The sequence below is a fragment of the Grimontia hollisae CIP 101886 genome, assembly GCF_000176515.1.
In the GTDB taxonomy this organism is placed as follows: domain Bacteria; phylum Pseudomonadota; class Gammaproteobacteria; order Enterobacterales; family Vibrionaceae; genus Enterovibrio; species Enterovibrio hollisae.
Genome location: NZ_ADAQ01000013.1, coordinates 76,161 through 95,586 on the forward strand (window position 1 = coordinate 76,161; position 19,426 = coordinate 95,586).

Annotated in this window: 16 protein-coding genes, 1 pseudogene and 1 riboswitch; of the genes and pseudogenes, 5 read left to right on the forward strand and 12 right to left on the reverse strand. The window is 47.8% G+C overall.

The window, feature by feature from the left end:
• Positions 1-50: 50 nt before the first annotated feature.
• From VHA_RS13390 to sbcB, 6 genes are all read right to left on the reverse strand, one after another.
• Positions 51-935: a DMT family transporter gene (locus VHA_RS13390; protein WP_104439929.1), complete on the reverse strand. Its 885-nt coding sequence runs from the start codon at positions 933-935 to the stop codon at positions 51-53.
• Between the two features lie 121 nt (positions 936-1,056).
• Positions 1,057-1,944, reverse strand: coding sequence for a cytidine deaminase (gene cdd / locus VHA_RS13395; RefSeq protein ID WP_005505174.1), 888 nt, complete (start codon positions 1,942-1,944; stop codon positions 1,057-1,059).
• A gap of 149 nt (positions 1,945-2,093) precedes the next feature.
• Entirely contained in the window at positions 2,094-2,783 is a 690-nt protein-coding gene (locus VHA_RS13400) for an LrgB family protein (RefSeq protein WP_005505175.1), read from the reverse strand.
• Between the two features lie 3 nt (positions 2,784-2,786).
• On the reverse strand, positions 2,787-3,131 hold the full coding sequence (locus VHA_RS13405; RefSeq protein ID WP_040528996.1) for a CidA/LrgA family protein: 345 nt from the start codon (positions 3,129-3,131) through the stop codon (positions 2,787-2,789).
• 190 nt (positions 3,132-3,321) lie between these two features.
• Complete coding sequence (locus tag VHA_RS13410) at positions 3,322-3,831, reverse strand: winged helix-turn-helix domain-containing protein (RefSeq protein WP_040528998.1); 510 nt, start codon at positions 3,829-3,831, stop codon at positions 3,322-3,324.
• 121 nt (positions 3,832-3,952) lie between these two features.
• Positions 3,953-5,377: an exodeoxyribonuclease I gene (gene sbcB, locus VHA_RS13415; RefSeq protein ID WP_005505178.1), complete on the reverse strand. Its 1,425-nt coding sequence runs from the start codon at positions 5,375-5,377 to the stop codon at positions 3,953-3,955.
• Positions 5,378-5,560: 183 nt separating this feature from the next.
• Here sbcB and VHA_RS13420 point away from each other — a divergent pair.
• Positions 5,561-5,869, forward strand: a pseudogene (locus VHA_RS13420) (Arm DNA-binding domain-containing protein); the annotation flags it as partial.
• Between the two features lie 27 nt (positions 5,870-5,896).
• Here the strand turns inward: VHA_RS13420 and VHA_RS13425 are convergent.
• On the reverse strand, positions 5,897-7,081 hold the full coding sequence (locus VHA_RS13425; protein WP_005505180.1) for a zinc-dependent metalloprotease family protein: 1,185 nt from the start codon (positions 7,079-7,081) through the stop codon (positions 5,897-5,899).
• 438 nt (positions 7,082-7,519) lie between these two features.
• Between VHA_RS13425 and VHA_RS13430 the strand changes: the two genes are divergently transcribed.
• Both VHA_RS13430 and VHA_RS13435 read left to right on the forward strand, forming a co-directional pair.
• Complete coding sequence (locus VHA_RS13430) at positions 7,520-8,707, forward strand: NnrS family protein (RefSeq protein ID WP_005505181.1); 1,188 nt, start codon at positions 7,520-7,522, stop codon at positions 8,705-8,707.
• 100 nt (positions 8,708-8,807) lie between these two features.
• A complete protein-coding gene (locus VHA_RS13435) occupies positions 8,808-9,578 on the forward strand; it encodes a class II glutamine amidotransferase (protein WP_005505183.1) in 771 nt (256 codons plus the stop codon).
• A 70-nt stretch (positions 9,579-9,648) separates the two neighbouring features.
• Here VHA_RS13435 and VHA_RS13440 read toward each other — a convergent pair whose 3' ends face one another.
• The 4 genes from VHA_RS13440 to VHA_RS13455 all read right to left on the reverse strand — a co-directional run bounded on the left by VHA_RS13440 (position 9,649) and on the right by VHA_RS13455 (position 14,513).
• Positions 9,649-10,413, reverse strand: a complete 765-nt coding sequence (locus VHA_RS13440; protein WP_040529000.1) for a nucleotidyltransferase family protein — start codon at positions 10,411-10,413, stop codon at positions 9,649-9,651.
• Between the two features lie 413 nt (positions 10,414-10,826).
• Complete coding sequence (locus tag VHA_RS13445) at positions 10,827-11,417, reverse strand: FMN-dependent NADH-azoreductase (RefSeq protein WP_005505187.1); 591 nt, start codon at positions 11,415-11,417, stop codon at positions 10,827-10,829.
• A gap of 181 nt (positions 11,418-11,598) precedes the next feature.
• Positions 11,599-12,297, reverse strand: a complete 699-nt coding sequence (locus VHA_RS13450) for a TSCPD domain-containing protein (RefSeq protein WP_005505189.1) — start codon at positions 12,295-12,297, stop codon at positions 11,599-11,601.
• Positions 12,298-12,356: 59 nt separating this feature from the next.
• On the reverse strand, positions 12,357-14,513 hold the full coding sequence (locus VHA_RS13455; protein WP_005505191.1) for an adenosylcobalamin-dependent ribonucleoside-diphosphate reductase: 2,157 nt from the start codon (positions 14,511-14,513) through the stop codon (positions 12,357-12,359).
• A gap of 500 nt (positions 14,514-15,013) precedes the next feature.
• On the opposite strand from VHA_RS13455, the gene VHA_RS13460 reads away from it, so the two are divergent.
• Positions 15,014-15,694 carry an HAD family hydrolase gene (locus VHA_RS13460; protein ID WP_005505192.1) on the forward strand — a complete coding sequence of 227 codons (681 nt, stop codon included), beginning with the start codon at positions 15,014-15,016 and terminating at the stop codon, positions 15,692-15,694.
• A gap of 66 nt (positions 15,695-15,760) precedes the next feature.
• Here the strand turns inward: VHA_RS13460 and VHA_RS13465 are convergent, their stop codons facing one another.
• Entirely contained in the window at positions 15,761-17,149 is a 1,389-nt protein-coding gene (locus tag VHA_RS13465; RefSeq protein WP_005505194.1) for an alanine/glycine:cation symporter family protein, read from the reverse strand.
• Positions 17,150-17,219: 70 nt separating this feature from the next.
• Positions 17,220-17,330: riboswitch (glycine riboswitch) on the reverse strand.
• 411 nt (positions 17,331-17,741) lie between these two features.
• On the opposite strand from VHA_RS13465, the gene VHA_RS13470 reads away from it, so the two are divergent.
• Positions 17,742-18,878, forward strand: coding sequence for a J domain-containing protein (locus VHA_RS13470; protein WP_005505197.1), 1,137 nt, complete (start codon positions 17,742-17,744; stop codon positions 18,876-18,878).
• The last annotated feature ends 548 nt before the right edge of the window (positions 18,879-19,426 follow it).

The following is a 19,426-nucleotide window of genomic DNA, read 5'->3' on the forward strand; positions in this document are numbered from 1 at the left end:
TAAACAACCGTCCTGTCAGGACGGTTTAAAAAGAATGTTTGCCGTTTGACTTATCGGTTCGACGGTCTGCGGGTTTCCCAATGGGTAATAAAGAAAACCGCGGCAATAATGATAGCCGCACCAAGCCACAGACGACCTGGTGGCACCCAGCCGAACACCAGAAAGCCAAACAACACGTTCAGTGGCAGTTTCGCATGGTCAAAAGGTTGAACAAACGAGGCATCGGCAACCGCATACGCTTTGGCAATCGCCCATTGTGCCAGTGCGGTCAGCAAACCGGCGCCCAACAGCATTAACCAAACGACTTGACCACTTGGCATGGTCCATTCCGGCGCAGCCAGAAGCAAGTTGAAAGGGGTAATGAGCAACAACAGATAAACCACCATGGTGGTAGGAGAATCATGGTGGGAAAGCTTTTTCACCATCAATGAATAGGTCGCCCAGAAAAAAGCGGCGCCGACGGGCAACAGGGTCGCCCAGTTGAAATCGTCGGCCCAGGGTTCAAGGATGATCATGGCCCCAACAAAACCGCTTAGTGTTGCAAACCAGCGCGCAGCGCCAACGCGTTCACCCAGAAAAAGACCAGAGCCAATGGTTGCAAAAAGGGGAGAGGTCATTAACAACGCAATGCCCTGCCAGATAGGTACAGGATAAGCCAGGGCCCAAAGCCAAAGCTGAATACCAATCACAGAGAAAAAGACCCGCAGGCAGTGCATACCAAAATGCTCTGTTTTGAGCGCCTGGCGAATCCCCATGGTTTTTAGCCAGGGAAACATGGCAATCAACGCAATAAAGTACTGGATAAAGGCGACTGTCGTTGAAGGCAGTTGCATCTTGAAACTGACGTACTGGGCAAGGCTGTTAACCATGGCAAAGCACAAGCCAGCGGTTAGCATCCAACTTGCGCCTAAAAGAGGGTTGTGATTTTGGCTCATGAGCATTTAGGAAAGAGAAAAAGTGTTCAGATACTAGCGAAAAAATCGCACATGGGAAGGAGAAAACGCAAAAACGCTGGGAATATCCAGCGCTTTCTTGCTATTTCACCACTGTCAGGGGCTAAAGCGCCAGGTAACTCAGCGGAATATCGGGATTTATCGCTTCCAGCATGGCCTGTGTGTCTTGCAAGTGACTGATGCTCGCGTTGGCGGTTTCGACCAATACCGCATCCTTAACCTCAGCCAAGGGTACATCAGCCAGATTCATGATGTTCAGCGCCACCTGAAGCGGAGGCAGACTTGGGTTGAATGCGGCATTTTCTGCGTACATCCCGCTGTAGATATTACCCTTGTTATCACGGATTGCAGCACCACTGAGGTTGTGTGTATAAGGCGCATGACTGCGGTTGGTTGCTTCAACGGCGGCTTTAACCAGTTCATCGGCTTCTTCGGTAACCAGCCCATGGTTTACTTGGGTGAGCAGTGGCTGGTCGATCCCCAAATCTGTCGGGCCAAACGCTTCAGGCAGATAGGCATGGAGCCGTTTAGCATCGCGCTCCGGCAGTTGGATCTCCAGTTTGTCTGCGCCTTTCAGCTCATTCATAAACTGGCGGCAATGACCACATGGGCTGTAGTTGATGGTGATGTCGGTCAGGCCTTTTTCACCTTTCGACCAGGCATGGCTAATGGCGGATTGCTCTGCATGAACGGAAGCATTCAACTGAACACCTTCAAATTCCATGTTCGCCCCCAGATAAAGACGGCCAGACTCACCGCGTGCAATCGCGCCGACGTAAAACCTTGAAATAGGGGCAACAGAATACGCAGCTGCGATAGGAAGCAGGGCAACACGTGCCTCTTTGTCTGACAGGCCGGTTTCTTCCAACAGGGCGGCAAAGTCTTGCGCGCTGATAGTGGCATCAAATGTTGGTGCAGAGACAATCTTTGTCACCGCTTCTTTCAGTGGAGAGGGTAAAGCTTGAATGGCTTCCTGAATGCTAGCTCGCATGATCGCTCCAATGTTCGTTCTATGGGAGAGTATTCTAATGTGAACGCAAGATATTTTAATGTGATTTTAGTCACTTCATTGGTGTAACTTGAATATCCATTACATAAATTAGGGTGAACTCACATGATTTCGATTTCATTTGAAGTCAGTCATATTGTGGTGTGACCAATAACCAGTTCAATAAGCGTGAAAACGAAAGGCGCCAGAATCGTGGTAATAATGCCGCATATCACCAGCGCCAGCGAGCTCATCGCTCCTTCCTGATAATTGGATTCTGCGGCCTTTGCGGTGCCAATTGCATGGGATACTGCACCAATCGACAGCCCTCGTGCCAGTGTTGATTTCACGTTTAGAAGATTAAGAAGGGGGTATCCAATCAATGCACCAAACAAGCCTGCCACCACAACCAGTGCGGCAGTTACCGCGGGTATGCCGCCAATGTTCGCGGCTGTGCTCAATGCAAAAGGTGTGGAGATAGATTTTGGCAGTACAGAAGCAGCAATTTGCATGCTTCCCCCGGTCCAAAGTGCGAAAAACACGCCTGCCATCATCGAAGCCAAACTTGAACACGTACAGGCGACAAGGATGATTTTCCAGTGCCTTCTGATGACATGGAGTTGCTCATACAGGGGATACGCCAGTGCAATGACTGCCGGGCCCAACATGAAGTGGATCGCTTTGTTTTGTTCGAAATAGGTTTGATAACTGTCGCCGCTGTAAATGACCCAGGGCATTAACACCATCAAGCTCATCAATAGTGGGTTGAATATCGGGTGGCGGAACCTTAGGGCAATCTGTCTGACCAGGAAATAGACAATGAGGGTGGCTAGCATCCACATGACTTATTGGCCCTCCCTAGGTTTATCCAACAGTTTTGCCATCACCACCAGAACCAGGATTGAACTAACGATGGTTGCACCAAGCAAAGGCAGGGAATCAGAGATGACAAGCTGGAAGTGCTCCATCAATCCCATGCTGGCAGGAATAAAAAACAGTGGCATGATCATGATAAGCATTGTGCAGGCCTCTTTGACCCACCTTCCCGGAACGATGCCTGTAGTGAGACTAACGAAAAGTAACAGCATACTCAGGATACTACTCGGAAATGGGAGGTGAAGCAGCGAGGTCAGAAAGCTGCCGATTGCGTAATAACATGCAATCAATACAAAACCGGTGAAGTAGTTCACTTGGAATACCCGCAATGTTTAGAAAGCCGATAGGCGTATTATTTTACTACGAGTTAGGTGACGATGCCTTGCAAAACTTGAAGAAGATCACATGTTAATATGATCAGGCACGTTGAAAGTTCATGACGCTTACCCTTGGGAATAACAGGTAAGCATCGGGCACATGGCTTATGTGTTTACATTTGAGGCATTAAAGGAAATAAATAGCGCTGCCTGCAATGGTAATCAGTGCTGCCAATGCACCAATAAAGGCGAGGTGTGTTTTTGAATTAGACTTGCTGTCAGCCACAATATCGCCGATGTTGATATCCAGTTCGTCAGGTGTAGAGGGATCCGGTGGCAATTCTTGCTGGCGTTGATACGTTTTTTGAGGTAGCGCTATGCGGTACCCGTGATCACCAACAACGTCGAGCGGCAGCACTTTTTCACCCTGCCGGTATGCTTTCGCCAGCAGTGAGCAAATACTGTTCTGGTGTTGTGAAAAAGAAGAGTCGGGCAGGGAGGTTGCAGTGTATAACACCCGGGCCGAAAGCACTTCACCTGCATGATAACAAAGCATTTCCAGTAAACGGCACTCTTCATAAGTCAGGGTTGTCACACTGCTGTCCCGCCAATACAACGAGCGGCTTTCTGGCTCAAAATCCACCTCTGAAAACCGGTAACAGCGACTGTTGACTTTTGTGACCATTTCATCATCCACACTGCGAACTTTATAAGAAAAGTGTGGACTCAAATCACAAAAGTTCAACTCGAACTGGGTTGAAATTACGCTTGTTTTTTGCCGAATACCACTCTGTAAGCGGGCGTAGGGCTTATCAAGCTTAAGACACCAGCGATTCGATGTAATGATAAACCGATTTCAGTATGGCGAATTTTTTCTCGTCGTTTTGGTTCGCTTCAGCCAGTGCTTCAAGATTTGCCATGTACGCGGGAAGCTCCGCTTCAAAATAGTCGCGGCGGTGCATATGCCATTGTTTCTGCTCGCTGTCCGTCAGTGTCCAAGGGAAATTGCGGGCACGGTAGCGGAACAGTAGGGGTTTGATTCGCGGATCAGAAACCTGAATATCCAGCGCCGCCAGGTTTTCAGGCTTGGTCTGGCGGATGATATCCATGGTTGAGCGATCTGCCGGTGAAAAGAAGCCATCATAAAGCGCTGCATCTACATTGCCGGAGGAGGCATATTCAGGTTTTTCAGCATAAAGAGTGACCAGTTTTTCGCGTATTTCCGGATGTGCCTGAAGTTTTTTAAGGTTTTCCAGACATTGCTGCCGGTCAATGCCAAGCCGCGCAGCATCTTCCGGGCGCAAAGTCTTGGCATCAGCCAGAACCGGACATTTATTAATGTGAATGAGCTTAACCGGTACCGGCAGTTCATCAGGCGCCAGATCAGCGTGTTTGGTGTAGAGGCGTTCACGCAGTGCATCTGCATCTAAATCAAACAGGGGAGAGGGATCGCGCCCCAGATCAATCGCGATCACTGCGTTTTTGTTGTCTGGGTGCCAGGCGACAGGAACAATCCAGCTGGTGTTCCCACGTTCAACACCAAACATACCGGACACATGAACCAACGGTTTCATTGAAACCACATCAATCAGTGCTGTCAGCTTGTTTTTATTGCGGTGGGTATAAAGATAATCAAACAGGCGCGGCTGTGCTGCCTTCAGTTTTTTCGCCATTTCAATGGTCGCATGAACATCAGCCATCGCATCGTGCGCGTTGCTGTGTTCGATGCCATTGGCCACAGAAAGGTGCTCCAGTTTAAAACTGATGTTGCCTTCATCATTCACAGGCCATTCAATGCCATCCGGCCGCAGTGCATAAGCTGCACGCATCACATCGAGCAAATCCCAGCGCGAATTGCCGTTTTGCCAGATCCATCCGTAAGGGTCAAAGAAGTTGCGATACAAGGTGTACCGGGTGACTTCATCATCAAAACGGATGTTGTTGTACCCAACCGCGCAGGTGCCCGGCATTGAAAGTTGCTCGTGGATTTTCGCGATAAATTCTGGCTCAGGCAGGCCGCGTTTAACTGCGGTTTGCGGCGTAATGCCCGTGATCAGACAGGCTTCAGGCTGCGGCAGGTAGTCGTTGGGCGGCTGACAGTAAATGACCAGCGGTTCGCCAATGATATTGAAGTCTTTGTCTGTCCTGACGCCTGCAAACTGGCAAGGCCGGTCAAGGGCAGGGCTGGTACCAAATGTCTCATAATCAAAGAAGAAGAATGTTGGTTGTTCAGAGTTATTCATAAGAGTTCTGTTTTGTCCAAGGGCTCACGGTTTAACCCTTTAAATTCAGTCGATTAAATGTCTCTATTATGCTAATTTTTGGATTCAAGTAATTCGTTTTTCTACGTTTTACATTTGCACTTGCGTCCAAAACTGCGTCCATTTTTCGTGAGTGCTGCGTCTTTTTTTCTCAGGGATGTTGAAATGAGCATAACAGACAAACAATTAAGGGCTATCGCAAATTCAAACAGTTACGATGGCCCTTCGGAGTTGAATGATGGCGAAGGGCTGATTGCTAAAATCTCACCCAAAGCCAACATCACGTTTCAGTATCGTTGTCGCTTTAATGGCGCCAATAAACGATTTCGTATAGGCAAGTATCCGACAACCACTCTCAAGAACGCAAGGCAAATCCATAAAAGGATGCTGGAGCTGAGGAAGGAAGGCAGAAACCCTGAGATAGCCTTAACGGGTGAAACTGAATTTGTCACCCTGAAAGACTGCGTTGACTACTGATATGAGTCGATATGGGGTAAGAATCTATCTTCTCCGCCACATCAGCACAAGCAGAAGTAATGAAACCCAGCCAATGCTGCCACCTCCCGAATCATCTGAACTATTATCGGGAGCCACATGCTCTTCGCCATCATTCTCGTCGTTCTCAACGCTATCCTGTGTCCACTGGGTATTTACGGCCGATAAATCTATTAACTGTGCGCCCATTTCGGAGTCGGACACAGCCACTGCATATACTGAGAACGCCTGTTGTTCGTCAAACAAACCATGCACCTGCGTAAAAGGTAACGTCACTTCATCTGACACGGATTCACCCGCCGCAAAGTTTACCGTCAAAGGCGAAGCACCTCCACCTTCCCCAGCAACGTAGACTGTGGCTGTTCCGGAGAGCGCTGTATTGGAACGAGTGACCTTGAAGGTAAATTGCTGGCCGTTAATGTCTTCCTCAACAGCCAACGTGAGCGTTTGGTTGTTTTGTGGGGTATGCTGCGCTTGCGCCATTGGTGCATAGGTATTGAGCATTGTAACATTATCTGCCGTTCCATCGGCTGTGCAATCAGCTGACCCGGAGATCGATACCAGCGAATCTCCAGTATTGACAGGATTTGGGTACATTAACGAAGGTAAGCCGCTGTCGCAAGGGTGAATCAGATCGGCTGGATAGGCATATGTCTCAATTCGCGTATTCTCAGACGAGTGTGCAGCCCCGAGCGTATGACCAACTTCATGTGCCAATACTTGCGCCCAATATGGTGCGGCTGAATTCAGTGAAAGCTCATACGACAAACCCACAAACCGCACACGATCACCGGTGAAGTAACTGGAATCAAACATACCCGATGCACTGCCAATCGAGCCGGTAGCACGACCTAATGCCATAGCAATATGCCCGGTCTCCAACGGGAGGCCACCGTTAATTTGTGTCAGCATTTCTACACGTGCATCGCTTTGTGTGTTATCAGCTGTCAGAAAGTTAACATCGTGAATGGCTGTCGGTTTCAACTGTAGGTTCACCCCACTGTTTGCAAACACATCGTTTGCGTGGTCGATATTGTAATACCAGCCCACGACCTGCTGGCTTAGCGTGGCATAAGTGGTATCAGTTTCCAGTTCCTGACTGTAAAAAAGACTGGTTTCCAATACAGCCGCCTGTGCCGCTGAAGTGACCGCCATGGCGCCAACCAACATTAATTTTGCACTCTGTTTCATCGATTTTCCTAGCCTTAGTTTCCTTACTTATTGATATTTAAGACCATAACCTTTATGCGTGGAATTTTATAATCTGTAGACACAGCTCAAAATGAAACCTCGGTCTAAATCACATGTTTAATGCCGAAACCAAACAAAATAGGCTAGATGGATATAGGACGTTGTTAGGCACAGTTACTAGGAAACGATTATTTCCCTGAAATCTTTATTGGTTCTTTCTGAGCAAATTATTCTGCAAACGAGGATGATTCTCAGGAAATTAATATTTTTCCGGCTCCCTTGATCCAAAATCAGGCAACTGATCCCGGCCCCAAAAAAGCAGACACTCGCCGGATTGTTCTTGTTATCTTTGAATTTCAATTAGATATAGCAACACTTTTTTGTTACCTATTAACATGTATAATTTATGCATGTTAATGCTGTGAGATTACCCGCATCATGATCAACATTGTCGATAAAGCAAAAGAAGAGCGCATTCCGCCTGTGTTGCGTTTGGGGTTCCGTCCCTTCTTTCTGATGGCATCTGTGTATGCCGTGTTTGCCGTTTCGGTATGGGTATGGATATTTTCTGCCGGTGCCACGACGTCACTCAATGTTCCGCCACTTTGGTGGCACGTGCATGAAATGTTATTTGGCTTTGCGCTAGCGGTGGTCGCGGGTTTTTTACTGACAGCAGTTCAAACCTGGACGGGTGTGAAAGGGACCTCGGGGTGGCGGCTCGGTGTCATTGTCTTATTATGGTTATTGCCAAGGATACTGTTCTGGACAGATACGCCTTTGTTTGTCATCGCATTGATTGACGGGGCATTCTTGTTGGTGGTGGGTTGGGAAGTCGGTTTACGGGTGGTGATCGCCAAACGTTGGCGTAACCTGTTTTTCATCCCAATGTTACTGGTGGCAATGATGGCTAACTTTGCCAGCTATGCCACGGTGAAAGGCATGCCACCTTTTTCCTCAAGCGCGCTTTGGGAAGCTATGATCTGGTGGTACATGTTGTTGATTTCCATTATGGGTGGCCGGGTGATTCCGTTCTTCACCGCGAAACGCTATCAACTGGTGCAGGCAAAACCTATTTTGTGGCTGGATATTCTGGCGAACCTGCCTTTGGTTCTGCTTGCTGTACTGTGTTTCTTCCCGTTGGTTAATACCAACATTCAGCTGGCGCTGCTGTTGGTTGCCGGTGTTGCACAGTTGGCCCGTTTGTGGCGCTGGCAGGGTGTGAAGTCATTATCTGAGCCTTTGGTGTGGTCACTTCATCTGTTCTACCTTGCGCTGCCTCTGGGGCTGCTTTTCAAGGCCTTTACACTCACCAATCCCTGGGTATCGCACACCTTAATCCACCTGTTTGCCATTGGCGCAATGGCGGGCGTTATTCTGTCGATGATTGCCCGCGTGACGATGGGACACACTGGCAGGGCAATCTACCACGGGCCGCGCTTCGCCTTTGCGTTTATCTTGCTGGCAGTATCAACCATTGCACGTGTTGCTGGTGTTGCATTGTGGCCAGAATACCTGAGCACTATGGTTATCATTGCAGCGATTGGCTGGGGGATGTCTTTCGGTGCATTTGCGTTGATCTTTGGCCCAATGCTGTTCAAAGCCAGGGTGGATGGACATCCCGGCTGATAAAAAACAATAACCGTGTGATATTAAAAGGCAATTTCCCTGTTTTGGGTCATACTAAAAATCATCACCAAAGGCCAACAGCCTCTAAAAGGAGATTACCGTGTGTAGGTGGTTAGCGTATCAGGGAGTGCCTTGTTTTTTGGATGAAATGTTGCATCAGCCCAACCATTCGTTGGTGATGCAAAGTATGGAAGCCAGTAAAGCTGTGACAGCAGTAAATGCAGACGGCTTTGGCGTGGCTTGGTATGGGGAAAAAGAAACCCCGGCACTTTATCGTGAAGTGCTTCCGGCTTGGTCTGACGCTAATCTTCATTCACTGTCAAGACACGTGAGATCCCACCGTTTTATGGCCCATGTCAGGGCATCTACCGGTACCAATACGTCACGGGAGAATTGCCATCCGTTTAATGTCGATCAGTGGCTGTTTATGCACAATGGACAAATCCCGGCGTTCGAGCGGGTGAGATTCAATCTTGAGAGGCAACTGGAAGAGAAATATTACCTGAAACGGAGAGGGACAACGGACAGTGAACTGGTCTTCCTCTTGCTGTTGCAGGATGGGTTGGCAGCGTCGCCCAAAGGCGCATTGAAGAGAGTCATCGCACGTGTTGAGGCAGAATTGCGGGCAAAGGGAATTGTTGAACCCTTTAAGGCATCTTTGTGCATGAGTGATGGAACAAAGTTCTGGGGACTGCGGTATGCGTCGACTGGCGTGCCACCCACCTTGTTTTTTAAGCCTCTTGACGGTGGGGTAGTGTTAGCCTCAGAGCCCTATGAGTCAGACATACAACATTGGAATAGTGTGCCTGCACAGAGTTTTATTGAACTCAATGGTGAGCATGTCGACATCACGCAGTTTGATATGTACTGATCAATTCAACCAGCCATCAAAAAACAGCCATTTAAACGGTAAAAAGGGCGGATGATCCGCCCTTGGTTGTTTATACTACCATGCCCAGCGGCTGGTATTGTGCCCATGCCAATTGGTACATCTTTCGTGACTCGGCACGGAGCTTCTCAATTTTTACCACTTCGATGTCATTCAATGCCCGCCCTTCTGATGCTGCATGACGTTCAATACCTTGAATTTGTTCATAGATATAATGCTCGGGGCCATTTTTTATTTCAGAGATGGCACGAAGGTGAAATTGGACTTCGGCAATGAGTTTGCTTTCTGGCAAAGTGACCAACACTTTCAGGTCGCGATAGCCAGAAGGTTGGGGGAAGTGAAAACGGTTAATCACTTCCACCGTCTGGGTATTTGCAGCTAAATGCTCATAAGCCTTGTTCAGTGAACCGATAGAGTCTGTTTCCACAGTAATGCGGACGATATCTGTCAGCAAAGACGCATCGCCCCCGAGCTCTTTCGTCACTTTTTCTACTGCGCGTGCTTTACCTTTCAGGCCAGCACTCAGCACGTTGCCGTTAACGGATTGAGCAATCTTCGCAGCCAGTGTTTCTAACTCTTGCTGTGCGTCAGGTGCAGCCTGATACAAGGCATCAAGATCAGAAAAAGGTTGCGCCACATGGCTGGCCCGGAATGAAGGGATCGCGAGCAGTTTCGCTAGTGCTTGGTGAGGCTGAGTTTGCTCATAGGCAAAGCGTTGGTGTTCAGGGAGGGGTTTTACGTCAGGCTGATCGGCATATGCTGGAACACGAATAGCCAGAATTGGAACAATAATCAGCGCCTTAAACATTCTTCCCATTTACTTACCTCTTGGTTGTCTTTAGGGGCGCCCACAACCATATAATACCTATGGAACATGAATGTTAGCTGAATGAAAGCATTAGGTTCGTGTGCAACCTCTCAAGTTAGGTTTTGGTAATTTGGTACAGATCAAATAATACGAGATTTTATGCTTTAAATTCTCTTAATGCGGTTTATCTGTGCGTGTTTTGGTTTTGTGGTGTTCATATAATCTACAAAAGTTTGCCAAAAATAATGATCATGCTGTCTGGCACAATGCCAATCCGATAAGGTCACTGAACCCCACAGAACATGGGTATCTGGATATCTTTTAAGAAACGATGAATGCCAAGAGGATAAAAAAGAGCCCTTGATGTTGCAAACCTAAGGGCACCCTAAATAAGGACATTTAAGTTAGCAGTAGAGTGTAAATCAGGAAACCAGCGCCATCAGCTCGTTGGTCGCTTTCTCCATCGATGCTTTTGCAAATTCTTCGCCCATGGCGAGCGCTTCCGCGTACACAAACTGCACGTCGGTAATACCCACAAAGCCTAGCACTGTTTTCAGATAACCTGTGATGTGATCACTGGACTGGCCGACATGCATCCCGCCACGGGTGGTAACGATGAGCGCTTTCTTGCCAGTCAATAGACCCTGAGAACCATTCTCGGTGTATGAAAACGTCACACCGGCACGGGCAATAAAATCGATCCAGTTTTTCAACTGGGTGGGAATGCTGAAGTTGTACATTGGTGCGGCAATCACCAGCGTATCGCTTGCTTTGATTTCATTAATCAGTTGATCAGACAACGCTAATGCGTCCAGTTGTCGTGGCGATGGGTTTTCTGCGCCGCGTAGTCCCAGCGCTAATTCACCATCTAAAACAGGAACAGGATGCACAGCGAGATCGCGCTCAATGACAAAGGTGTCATCGCTGAATTGTTCTGTCATCAGGTCGATCAATTTTGTAGAAGAAGAGTACTCGCCAAGGATGCTTGATTTCAGCACCAGAACATTCGCCATTATTCGCTCCTAAATTATATGATTTTCACGTGTTTTATCGTGTTGAAGCAGAGTATAGAAGGTTGGCTAAATCTAAAATAGCAGAAAAAACTGGGGTGATTATTCGAAAAAGTTGAACGAGGGAATGATAGGAAACAAAAAGGCTTCCACCGGGAAGCCTTCAATCGATAACGTTGGCGGGTTAACCGCACTTAGAATCACCGCAGTTTAGACAGGTCTGGCAGCCGTCTTTCACGATCACGGCTTTGTTGTGGCATTTATAACAAAGTGTTGCGCTTGGCGGGAAGCCGGTATTTTCTGGCGCTTCTTCTTTTACGCTTTCTTTCGGTGCGTTTTCTGCACGTTTGGCTTCAAGAAACGCCTTCTGGTGCTCGTCCATCTCAGGGTTTTTCAACAGGCCGATTTCCATCAGGTGCTGCTCAATCACATTGCCGATTTCAGCAATCAGGGATGGCACATATTTCCCTTTGTTCCAGTAACCGCCTTTTGGGTCAAACACTGAACGCAGCTCTTCTACCAGGAAGGTGCAGTCACCGCCTTTACGGAACACAGCAGAAATGATGCGGGTTAACGCCACAATCCACTGGTAGTGTTCCAGGCTTTTACTGTTGATGAAGATCTCGAATGGGCGGCGCACTTCATGATCGGTGCCTTCGTTAAGTACCACATCGTTGATGGTGATAAACAGCGAGTGCTCAGAAACGTGTTCTGGTGTCTTCAACTTGTAGGTTGACCCCAGCAGTTTTTCCGGACGTGGCATTTCTTCGTGCATGGTTTCAAGCATAGGTGCTTCAACAACAGGCGTCGCCGGAGCTTCCTGTGCGACTTCTTTGCTTTTTACTTTGTATGCAACGATTTTGCTTTCAATTTTACGTGTCATAACGAATTACTTCTTTGTTTCGGGAGGCGGTGAATCACCCCCTCCCTGTATGTCTGAGGTTAGAACTTACCGTAGTAGCCTTCTTTCAGGGCATCATAAAGGTTGGCAGCGGTATGTACTTCGCCGTCGTATTCAACCTTTTCGTTCCCCTTGGCTTCAAAGGTGCTGCCATCTTCCAGTGTGAAAACATAGGTGGTGTTTTCCAGATCTTCTTCTTTCACCAGCACACCCTGGAAGACTTCAGGGTTGAAGCGGAACGTCGTGCACCCTTTCAGTCCCTTGTCATAGGCATCCATGTAAATGTCTTTGAAGTTCTCAAACGGGAAGTCAGTCGGAACGTTGGCTGTCTTCGAAATAGAAGAGTCAATCCAACGCTGCGCGGCTGCCTGAACCTCAACGTGCTGGCTTGGCGTGATGTCGTCAGCAGTGATGAAGTATTCTGGCAGTTGTTCCTCTTCTTTGGTGCTGTATGGCATCGCTTTCGCATTGATAAGCTCACGATAGGCCAGCAACTCGAAGCTGAACACGTCAACGCTTTCTTTTGACTTCTTGCCCGGCTTGATCACGTTACGGGTGTAGTGATGGGCAAAGCTTGGCTCGATGCCATTACTTGCGTTGTTCGCCAGCGACAGCGAAATTGTACCTGTAGGTGCGATTGAGCTGTGGTGAGTGAAACGGCCACCGGTCTCAACCAGTTTTTCAATCAGGTCAGGGCGCACTTCGCCGATTTGCTGCATGTAACGGCTGTATTTGGCATGAAGTACTTTACCTTTTACTTTGTCACCCACCTTGATGCCGTCTTTGGCCATTTCAGGGCGCTGGCGCATCATCTTAGGTGTGACTTCGAACTCTTGTTCCATTACAGGCGCTGGACCTTTCTCAGCCGCCAGTTTAACTGCCTGTTCCCAGCCGGTGATCGCCATCTCCTGTGAAATCTGCTCGGTGAAAGCGATAGAAGCCGCACTGCCGTATTTGTGGCGCAACATGGTCAAGGTTGAACCCAAGCCCAGGAAACCCATGCCGTGACGGCGTTTGGTCTGGATCTCTTCACGCTGCTTTTCCAGTGGCAACTGGTTGATTTCAACCACGTTGTCCAGCATACGGGTGAAGATAGCCACAACCTTGCGGTACATCTCCCAGTCGAAACGTGCATTCTCAGTGAACGGATCGCGAACGAATTTCGTCAGGTTTACCGAACCCAGCAGACACGCGCCGTAAGGTGGCAGAGGCTGCTCACCACATGGGTTGGTGGCGCGAATGTCTTCGCAGAACCAGTTGTTGTTCATTTGGTTCACTTTATCGATCAGGATAAAGCCAGGCTCCGCGTAGTCGTAAGTGGACGACATGATCACGTTCCACAGGTTACGTGCGGGCATGGTGCGGTAAATCTTACACGCAACGCGGCCTTGGTCGTCTTCTAGCAGACCTTCTTTGCTTGGCCAGTCAGCCCAGACGATGTTGTCATCGTTATACAGGTCGGTGCCATCCTGACGTGCTTCTTTTTCGGTCACAGGGAAGATCAGTTGCCATTCGCCGTCATTTTTCACTGCTTCGATGAACTCTTCAGTGATCAGCAGTGACAGGTTGAACTGACGCAGCCGGCCATCTTCACGCTTGGCCCGGATGAATTCCATCACATCAGGGTGACGAATATCCATGGTGCCCATTTGCGCGCCGCGACGGCCACCGGCAGAAGAGACGGTGAAGCACATCTTGTCGTAGATATCCATGAACGACAGTGGGCCCGAGGTGTAAGCACCAGCACCTGAAACGAATGCACCGCGTGGACGCAGGGTAGAGAAGTCATAACCGATACCGCAACCGGCTTTCAGGGTCAGACCTGCCTCATGGACTTTACCCAGAATGTCGTCCATTGAATCTTCAATGGTACCGCTCACTGTACAGTTGATGGTCGAGGTTGCAGGCTTGTGCTCAAAAGCGCCAGCGTTGGACGTGATACGACCCGCTGGAATAGCACCGTGACGAAGCGCCCACAAAAACTCGTTGTACCATTTTTCACGTACAGACTCTTCTTCGAGATCAGCAAGTGCACGGGCAACACGTTTAAAGGTGTCATCCAGTGTCTCATCGATTGCGTCACCATGTTTGCTTTTTAGGCGGTATTTACTGTCCCAGATTTCCATGGACGTCGCTTGGTAGGGAATGGCGAGCACGCCTGTGGATTCGATATCAGAAGCTGACTTGGTTTTAGCCATTATGAATTGCACCTCGAAAGTATTGCCGTCTTTTTGAGCGAAGGCCACTATATTGTGTCCCGATTTGGCAGGGCGCAGATCAAACCACTATATCCTGTGATCTTCAAGTCTTGACAGACACTCTTTTGACGACATTTTTCTCTCTACATAAAACATGTTGTAACGGGCTTCCAACTATGCTCAATGTGGCACTTTCTAGCATTGAAGCGCACAATTTTATATCGGAGTGATCACATCGGTTATCTCGTTATAGTTATCAAAATTTCACACTGTCTATGACAGGGGGCGTGCCATCAACATCCATCCCTATGTCACAATTCCGTGTTACCCTGTGCGCTATTGTTGATGTGCGTCTACTATCTCTAAATATCAACAATGAATGTTGTTTGGATGTTGGATTTGTAAATACAATGTTCGCATTGCGCGGGAAGAACCGCCGAGCGCAAATTCAAATCAGCCTTGAGGTTGTTTCTGTATCCTGGATTTGAGGACTGGCGCTAATGAACCTGTTTATGTTAGATGTCGATGGCACACTGATCGACAGCTATGATTTTGACTCTGATTGTTTTCGCTCAGCCATAGAAGAAGTGATGGGCATTGAGTTGACTGATGATTGGGGGGCGTTTACCCATGTTACTGATGTTGGCGTGTTGGAAGAATTGATTGAACAGCAGGGTGTGCGTCAAGATAGAATGCGCATCTTGCGCGAAGTGAAGTCATTGTTTTTGCAAAAACTGCGCCTATACATTTCGTCAAACAGCAATGGCTTAGTTGCCACACCCGGTGCCATCGAGTTTGTAAATGATATGAAAGCGCATCCCAATGTCGTGCTGGCAATAGCCACCGGTGGCTGGGAAGAATCGGCAAAAATTAAGCTTAGGGCAGCAGGCTTTGATATTACTGGCGTGAGCTTTGCGTCGTGCTCAGATGCGATGACACGTAGTGAGATTATGGCGCTGGCGGCTTTTCGGGCTAAACAGGACTCTGGGGCAACGTTCAGTCGACGTGTTTATTTTGGTGATGGCGAGTGGGATAAGATGGCAACCAGCACCCTGGGTTATGAATTTGTTGCCGTTGGCACCAAAGTACAGCACCACACCCGGATCCCTAATTTCGTCCATTATGACGCGATTTTCGGCAAGCTGGGGTTGAGTGATATGTTAAGAATAAAGTCCGCGTAAAGTAAATTATTGCGACACAAAAACAGCGCCAAAAACTGGCGCTGTTTTTCTTGGTGGGGCATATGGTTAAGCGTTTGTCGTACTCGGTACTTTTGACGATGAAACCGCATTTTTAAGCGCTGAAAAGTAGAGGTTGGTTTCCTCGGCAACGACGTGGCGCAGAAGAATAAGGCCAATCAGGTTGGGGATAGCCATCAACCCATTCACAATGTCAGCAATCAACCAGATCATATCGAGCTTGATAAAGGCACCGGACAGGATCAACGCCAAAAAGATAATTTTATAGGCCATAACCGCACCATTCCCAAACAGATAAACGACACAGCGCTCACCGTAATAATTCCAACCAAGAATAGTGGTGAAGGCAAAGAACACCAGACCGATGGCGACAATCATTGGGCCAAATCCTTCACTGAGGCCAAGAGCGAAGGCTTCTGTGGTCATTTTCGCGCCTTCAATGTCCATGGACCAGACACCGGTCAGTACCAGTACCAAGCCAGTCATTGAACATATCACGATAGTATCTAGGAAAGTCCCTACCATCGAGATCAATCCCTGGCGCACACAAGAATTGGTCTGTGCCGAAGCGGCAGCCATCGGTGCGCTGCCAAGGCCTGATTCGTTAGAGAATACGCCACGAGCGACACCTGCTTGAATAGCAACCATGATTGAGGCGCCCACAAAACCGCCTGTTGCGGCCTGGCCAGTAAAGGCAGACTCGATAATCAGGCTGATGGCAGAGGGGATGGCACCGGCATTGTTGACCAAAATACCTACACACGCACTGACATACACAACTGTCATGGTAGGAATGATTTTGCTGGCAATGCCGGCGATTGATTTGATACCACCAATGGTGACCGCAGCAACCAGCAGTGTTAAAGCAACAGCTGTGATTTCGTGCGGAATGTTAAACGCGATATGGCTGGCATCAACAATGGCATTCACCTGGGGGAAAGTGCCGATGCCAAAGCAGGCGACACCGATGGTGAATAAAGCAAACAGGCGCGCCAGCCATTTTTGACCCACGCCTTTTTCTAAATACAGCATGGGGCCGCCAAGCATATTGCCTTGTGCATCTTTCTCGCGGTATTTCACCGCCAGTAAACATTCTGCGTATTTGGTTGCCATGCCAAACAGGGCAGCCATCCACATCCAGAACAATGCCCCCGGACCGCCCAGTTTCAATGCCGTTGCGACGCCTACAATGTTGCCCGTGCCGATGGTCGCAGAAAGGGCAGTGCAAAGTGCCGCAAAGCTGGATACATCCCCTTTACTGCTCACGCCTTCTTCTTTTTTAAAAACGTAAGACAGCGCGAGTGGCAATTTAGAAAACTGGATTGCGCCTAAACGGAAGGTGAAATATACACCGGTACCGACAAGCAGGAGTAGAAGTGGCGGGCCCCAAACAACATTATCAATGGATTGTAGAAACTGGTGAAGCGAATGGTTCATTTATCCCCCTTTAGATTAAAAGGAGGAGAATAGCCGCAAAAAAACAACAAAAAGATCGCCGTTCAATGCGGTTATCTCCTCTGTCCTTTTGCCTGAGAGTTTCACTCTAAACTGTCCAGAAATGGATTGTGAGCTTGCTCCTTCGGCGTCCGATTTAACGGATCTCTCCAGAGTCCCCTCGAGCTACTGTCCTTACTCAAACGCTAAAGAGAGCGTTAATGAGTGCCTGAAAGATTTACTTCTTCGGCGGATGACAAATGTCATCTCTCTCCAACAGCCTTCATCGGGTCATCAAATTTTCAAATGCATCATAAATCACGTAATGACGAATGCAATGAAAAATAACACGTTTGATTGAAATGACACCAAAGGTGGCGATAAAGATAATTTCTTGTTAATGAAACATTTCTTGTGGAGGGTGTTAAAAAGAGAGGTAGGACAAACATTGAACAATTGTACTGTCGGTGTGAACGCGTTGGACTATCTTAATTCAGATGGATAAAGAATATGCAACAAAGAGATGCAATTCAGGACTCAAACATCGACAGCCGCAGCCGATAAATTTTCACCTAAAATGAATTAACACCTAAAAATGACCACGTTTAATGAGATCCTTGGAACCCAATCTGGTGATTCAGAAGCGACGGTAAAACAGCGTTACAAACTGCTATCGATTCGTGTTCACCCAGATAAAGGCGGATCCAAGGCACTCATGCATCTTGTCCGTCATTCTTACGAAAATGTTATCAAGGGGAAGGGTGACCATTCGCTGGCAATCCCTAAGGCTTCCTCTGGTCCTCACAAGGGGGGGCTTGAGCGTGAGTTGGCTGCGGTCAAAAAAGATCGAGATGAACTGTCGGCATTAAACCAGCTGTTAAAAGCCCAGCTTGCTCAGTCCAAAAAAGAAAACAGTTCGCCAAATCGTATCGATTATTCCCGGAAAGTTGCTCAGCTTGAGGGCGAAATGGTGTTGCTGAAAGAAGAGCGTAACCGGTTTAAAGCACAGAAAGAGTGCGCGGTGGCAGAGCAAGGAAAGCTAGCCGGTGAGTTGCGCAACGCATTGTCAGAGGCTGAATTATTGGAGGCCAAGCTGGAGCGCCAATCCGGCATTAAAATGCCGGGGATGATTGATTGGGCACAAAAGTTCTGGTTACCGGCGATGGCCATGTCGTCGTTGGTGATCGTGCTTGCTCTGGGATCCAGCATGGTGGACTGGGCAGCATTAACGGGCTGGTTTAAAGAACCGGAAACCGTCACTGTTCCTCCGTCAGTAAGGGTGATCCATGCGCGCCCAGCTATTGAAAATGTGATCAATAAAGTACCTTCAGAGCAAGATAGTCTTCCCATTGTGACAGAAAATAAACGCTTGCCGTTTTTGCAACTGACGAACCAAACTGGTATCTGGTCGCTGGATTCTTACACAGAATCAGATAAACCGTATATCGCGATCAGAAGTGCCAATGGCTCGTATGTCGTGAATGATTGCAGTGGGGAGTTCAAACTTTATCTCAATGAGCCATTGAAACCCCTGCGTGTTGCTGCCAACCTCATCTATTTACACCAAAATCAGCATTTCCATGTATATAAAATACCGTATGGACAAGGTGCAAGCGCCCAAAGCTGGCATCAGAGTCGCAAATTGGAAATTAACGATGAGTTTTTTACCAGTGAAGCATTTCGTGATAGCTACAATGCCTTGCTCGAAAAATGCAGAAACGTCACGTCATAACTCCGCACCTTGTGTACTCAATAACCTGAATCTTGCATCTTCGGGTTGCCTGGATATAACACTTTCGTTTCAGACCTGAATTTCTAACCGTCAGTCTCATTTTTCTCGGTCATGATAGCGTCGTGTAACACGGTGATATGCAAACAGTTTGTTCGACATCTAACTATCAATTTTTATCGAATTCTGGCTACCTATTTCGGCATCATTTTTGGTTTGTAGGTCAAGAAAAATTTATTTTTTCTTCAAAATTACATTAATTATATGATTATAAAAGAAAAAATAAGGTTCTGCCTATCGTGAACCTATCAACAGAATCTGTGGATAACTAAGTGAATTAGTTGGGAGGTAGATTTTTTAACTCATTGAATAATAGGGGTAATATTTGCATTTTTACGCGGTTGCGAAATGATTCACTGGTTGTGAATGTTGTTTGTTACATACCTATTATATGGCAGGGCCCTGATTGTTTTAAAATTATCCATCATTTCGGTACATCTCCCTGATACCTTGGCTGGGCTTTTTCTTTTGGTCTGGGCTACGCTGATTGT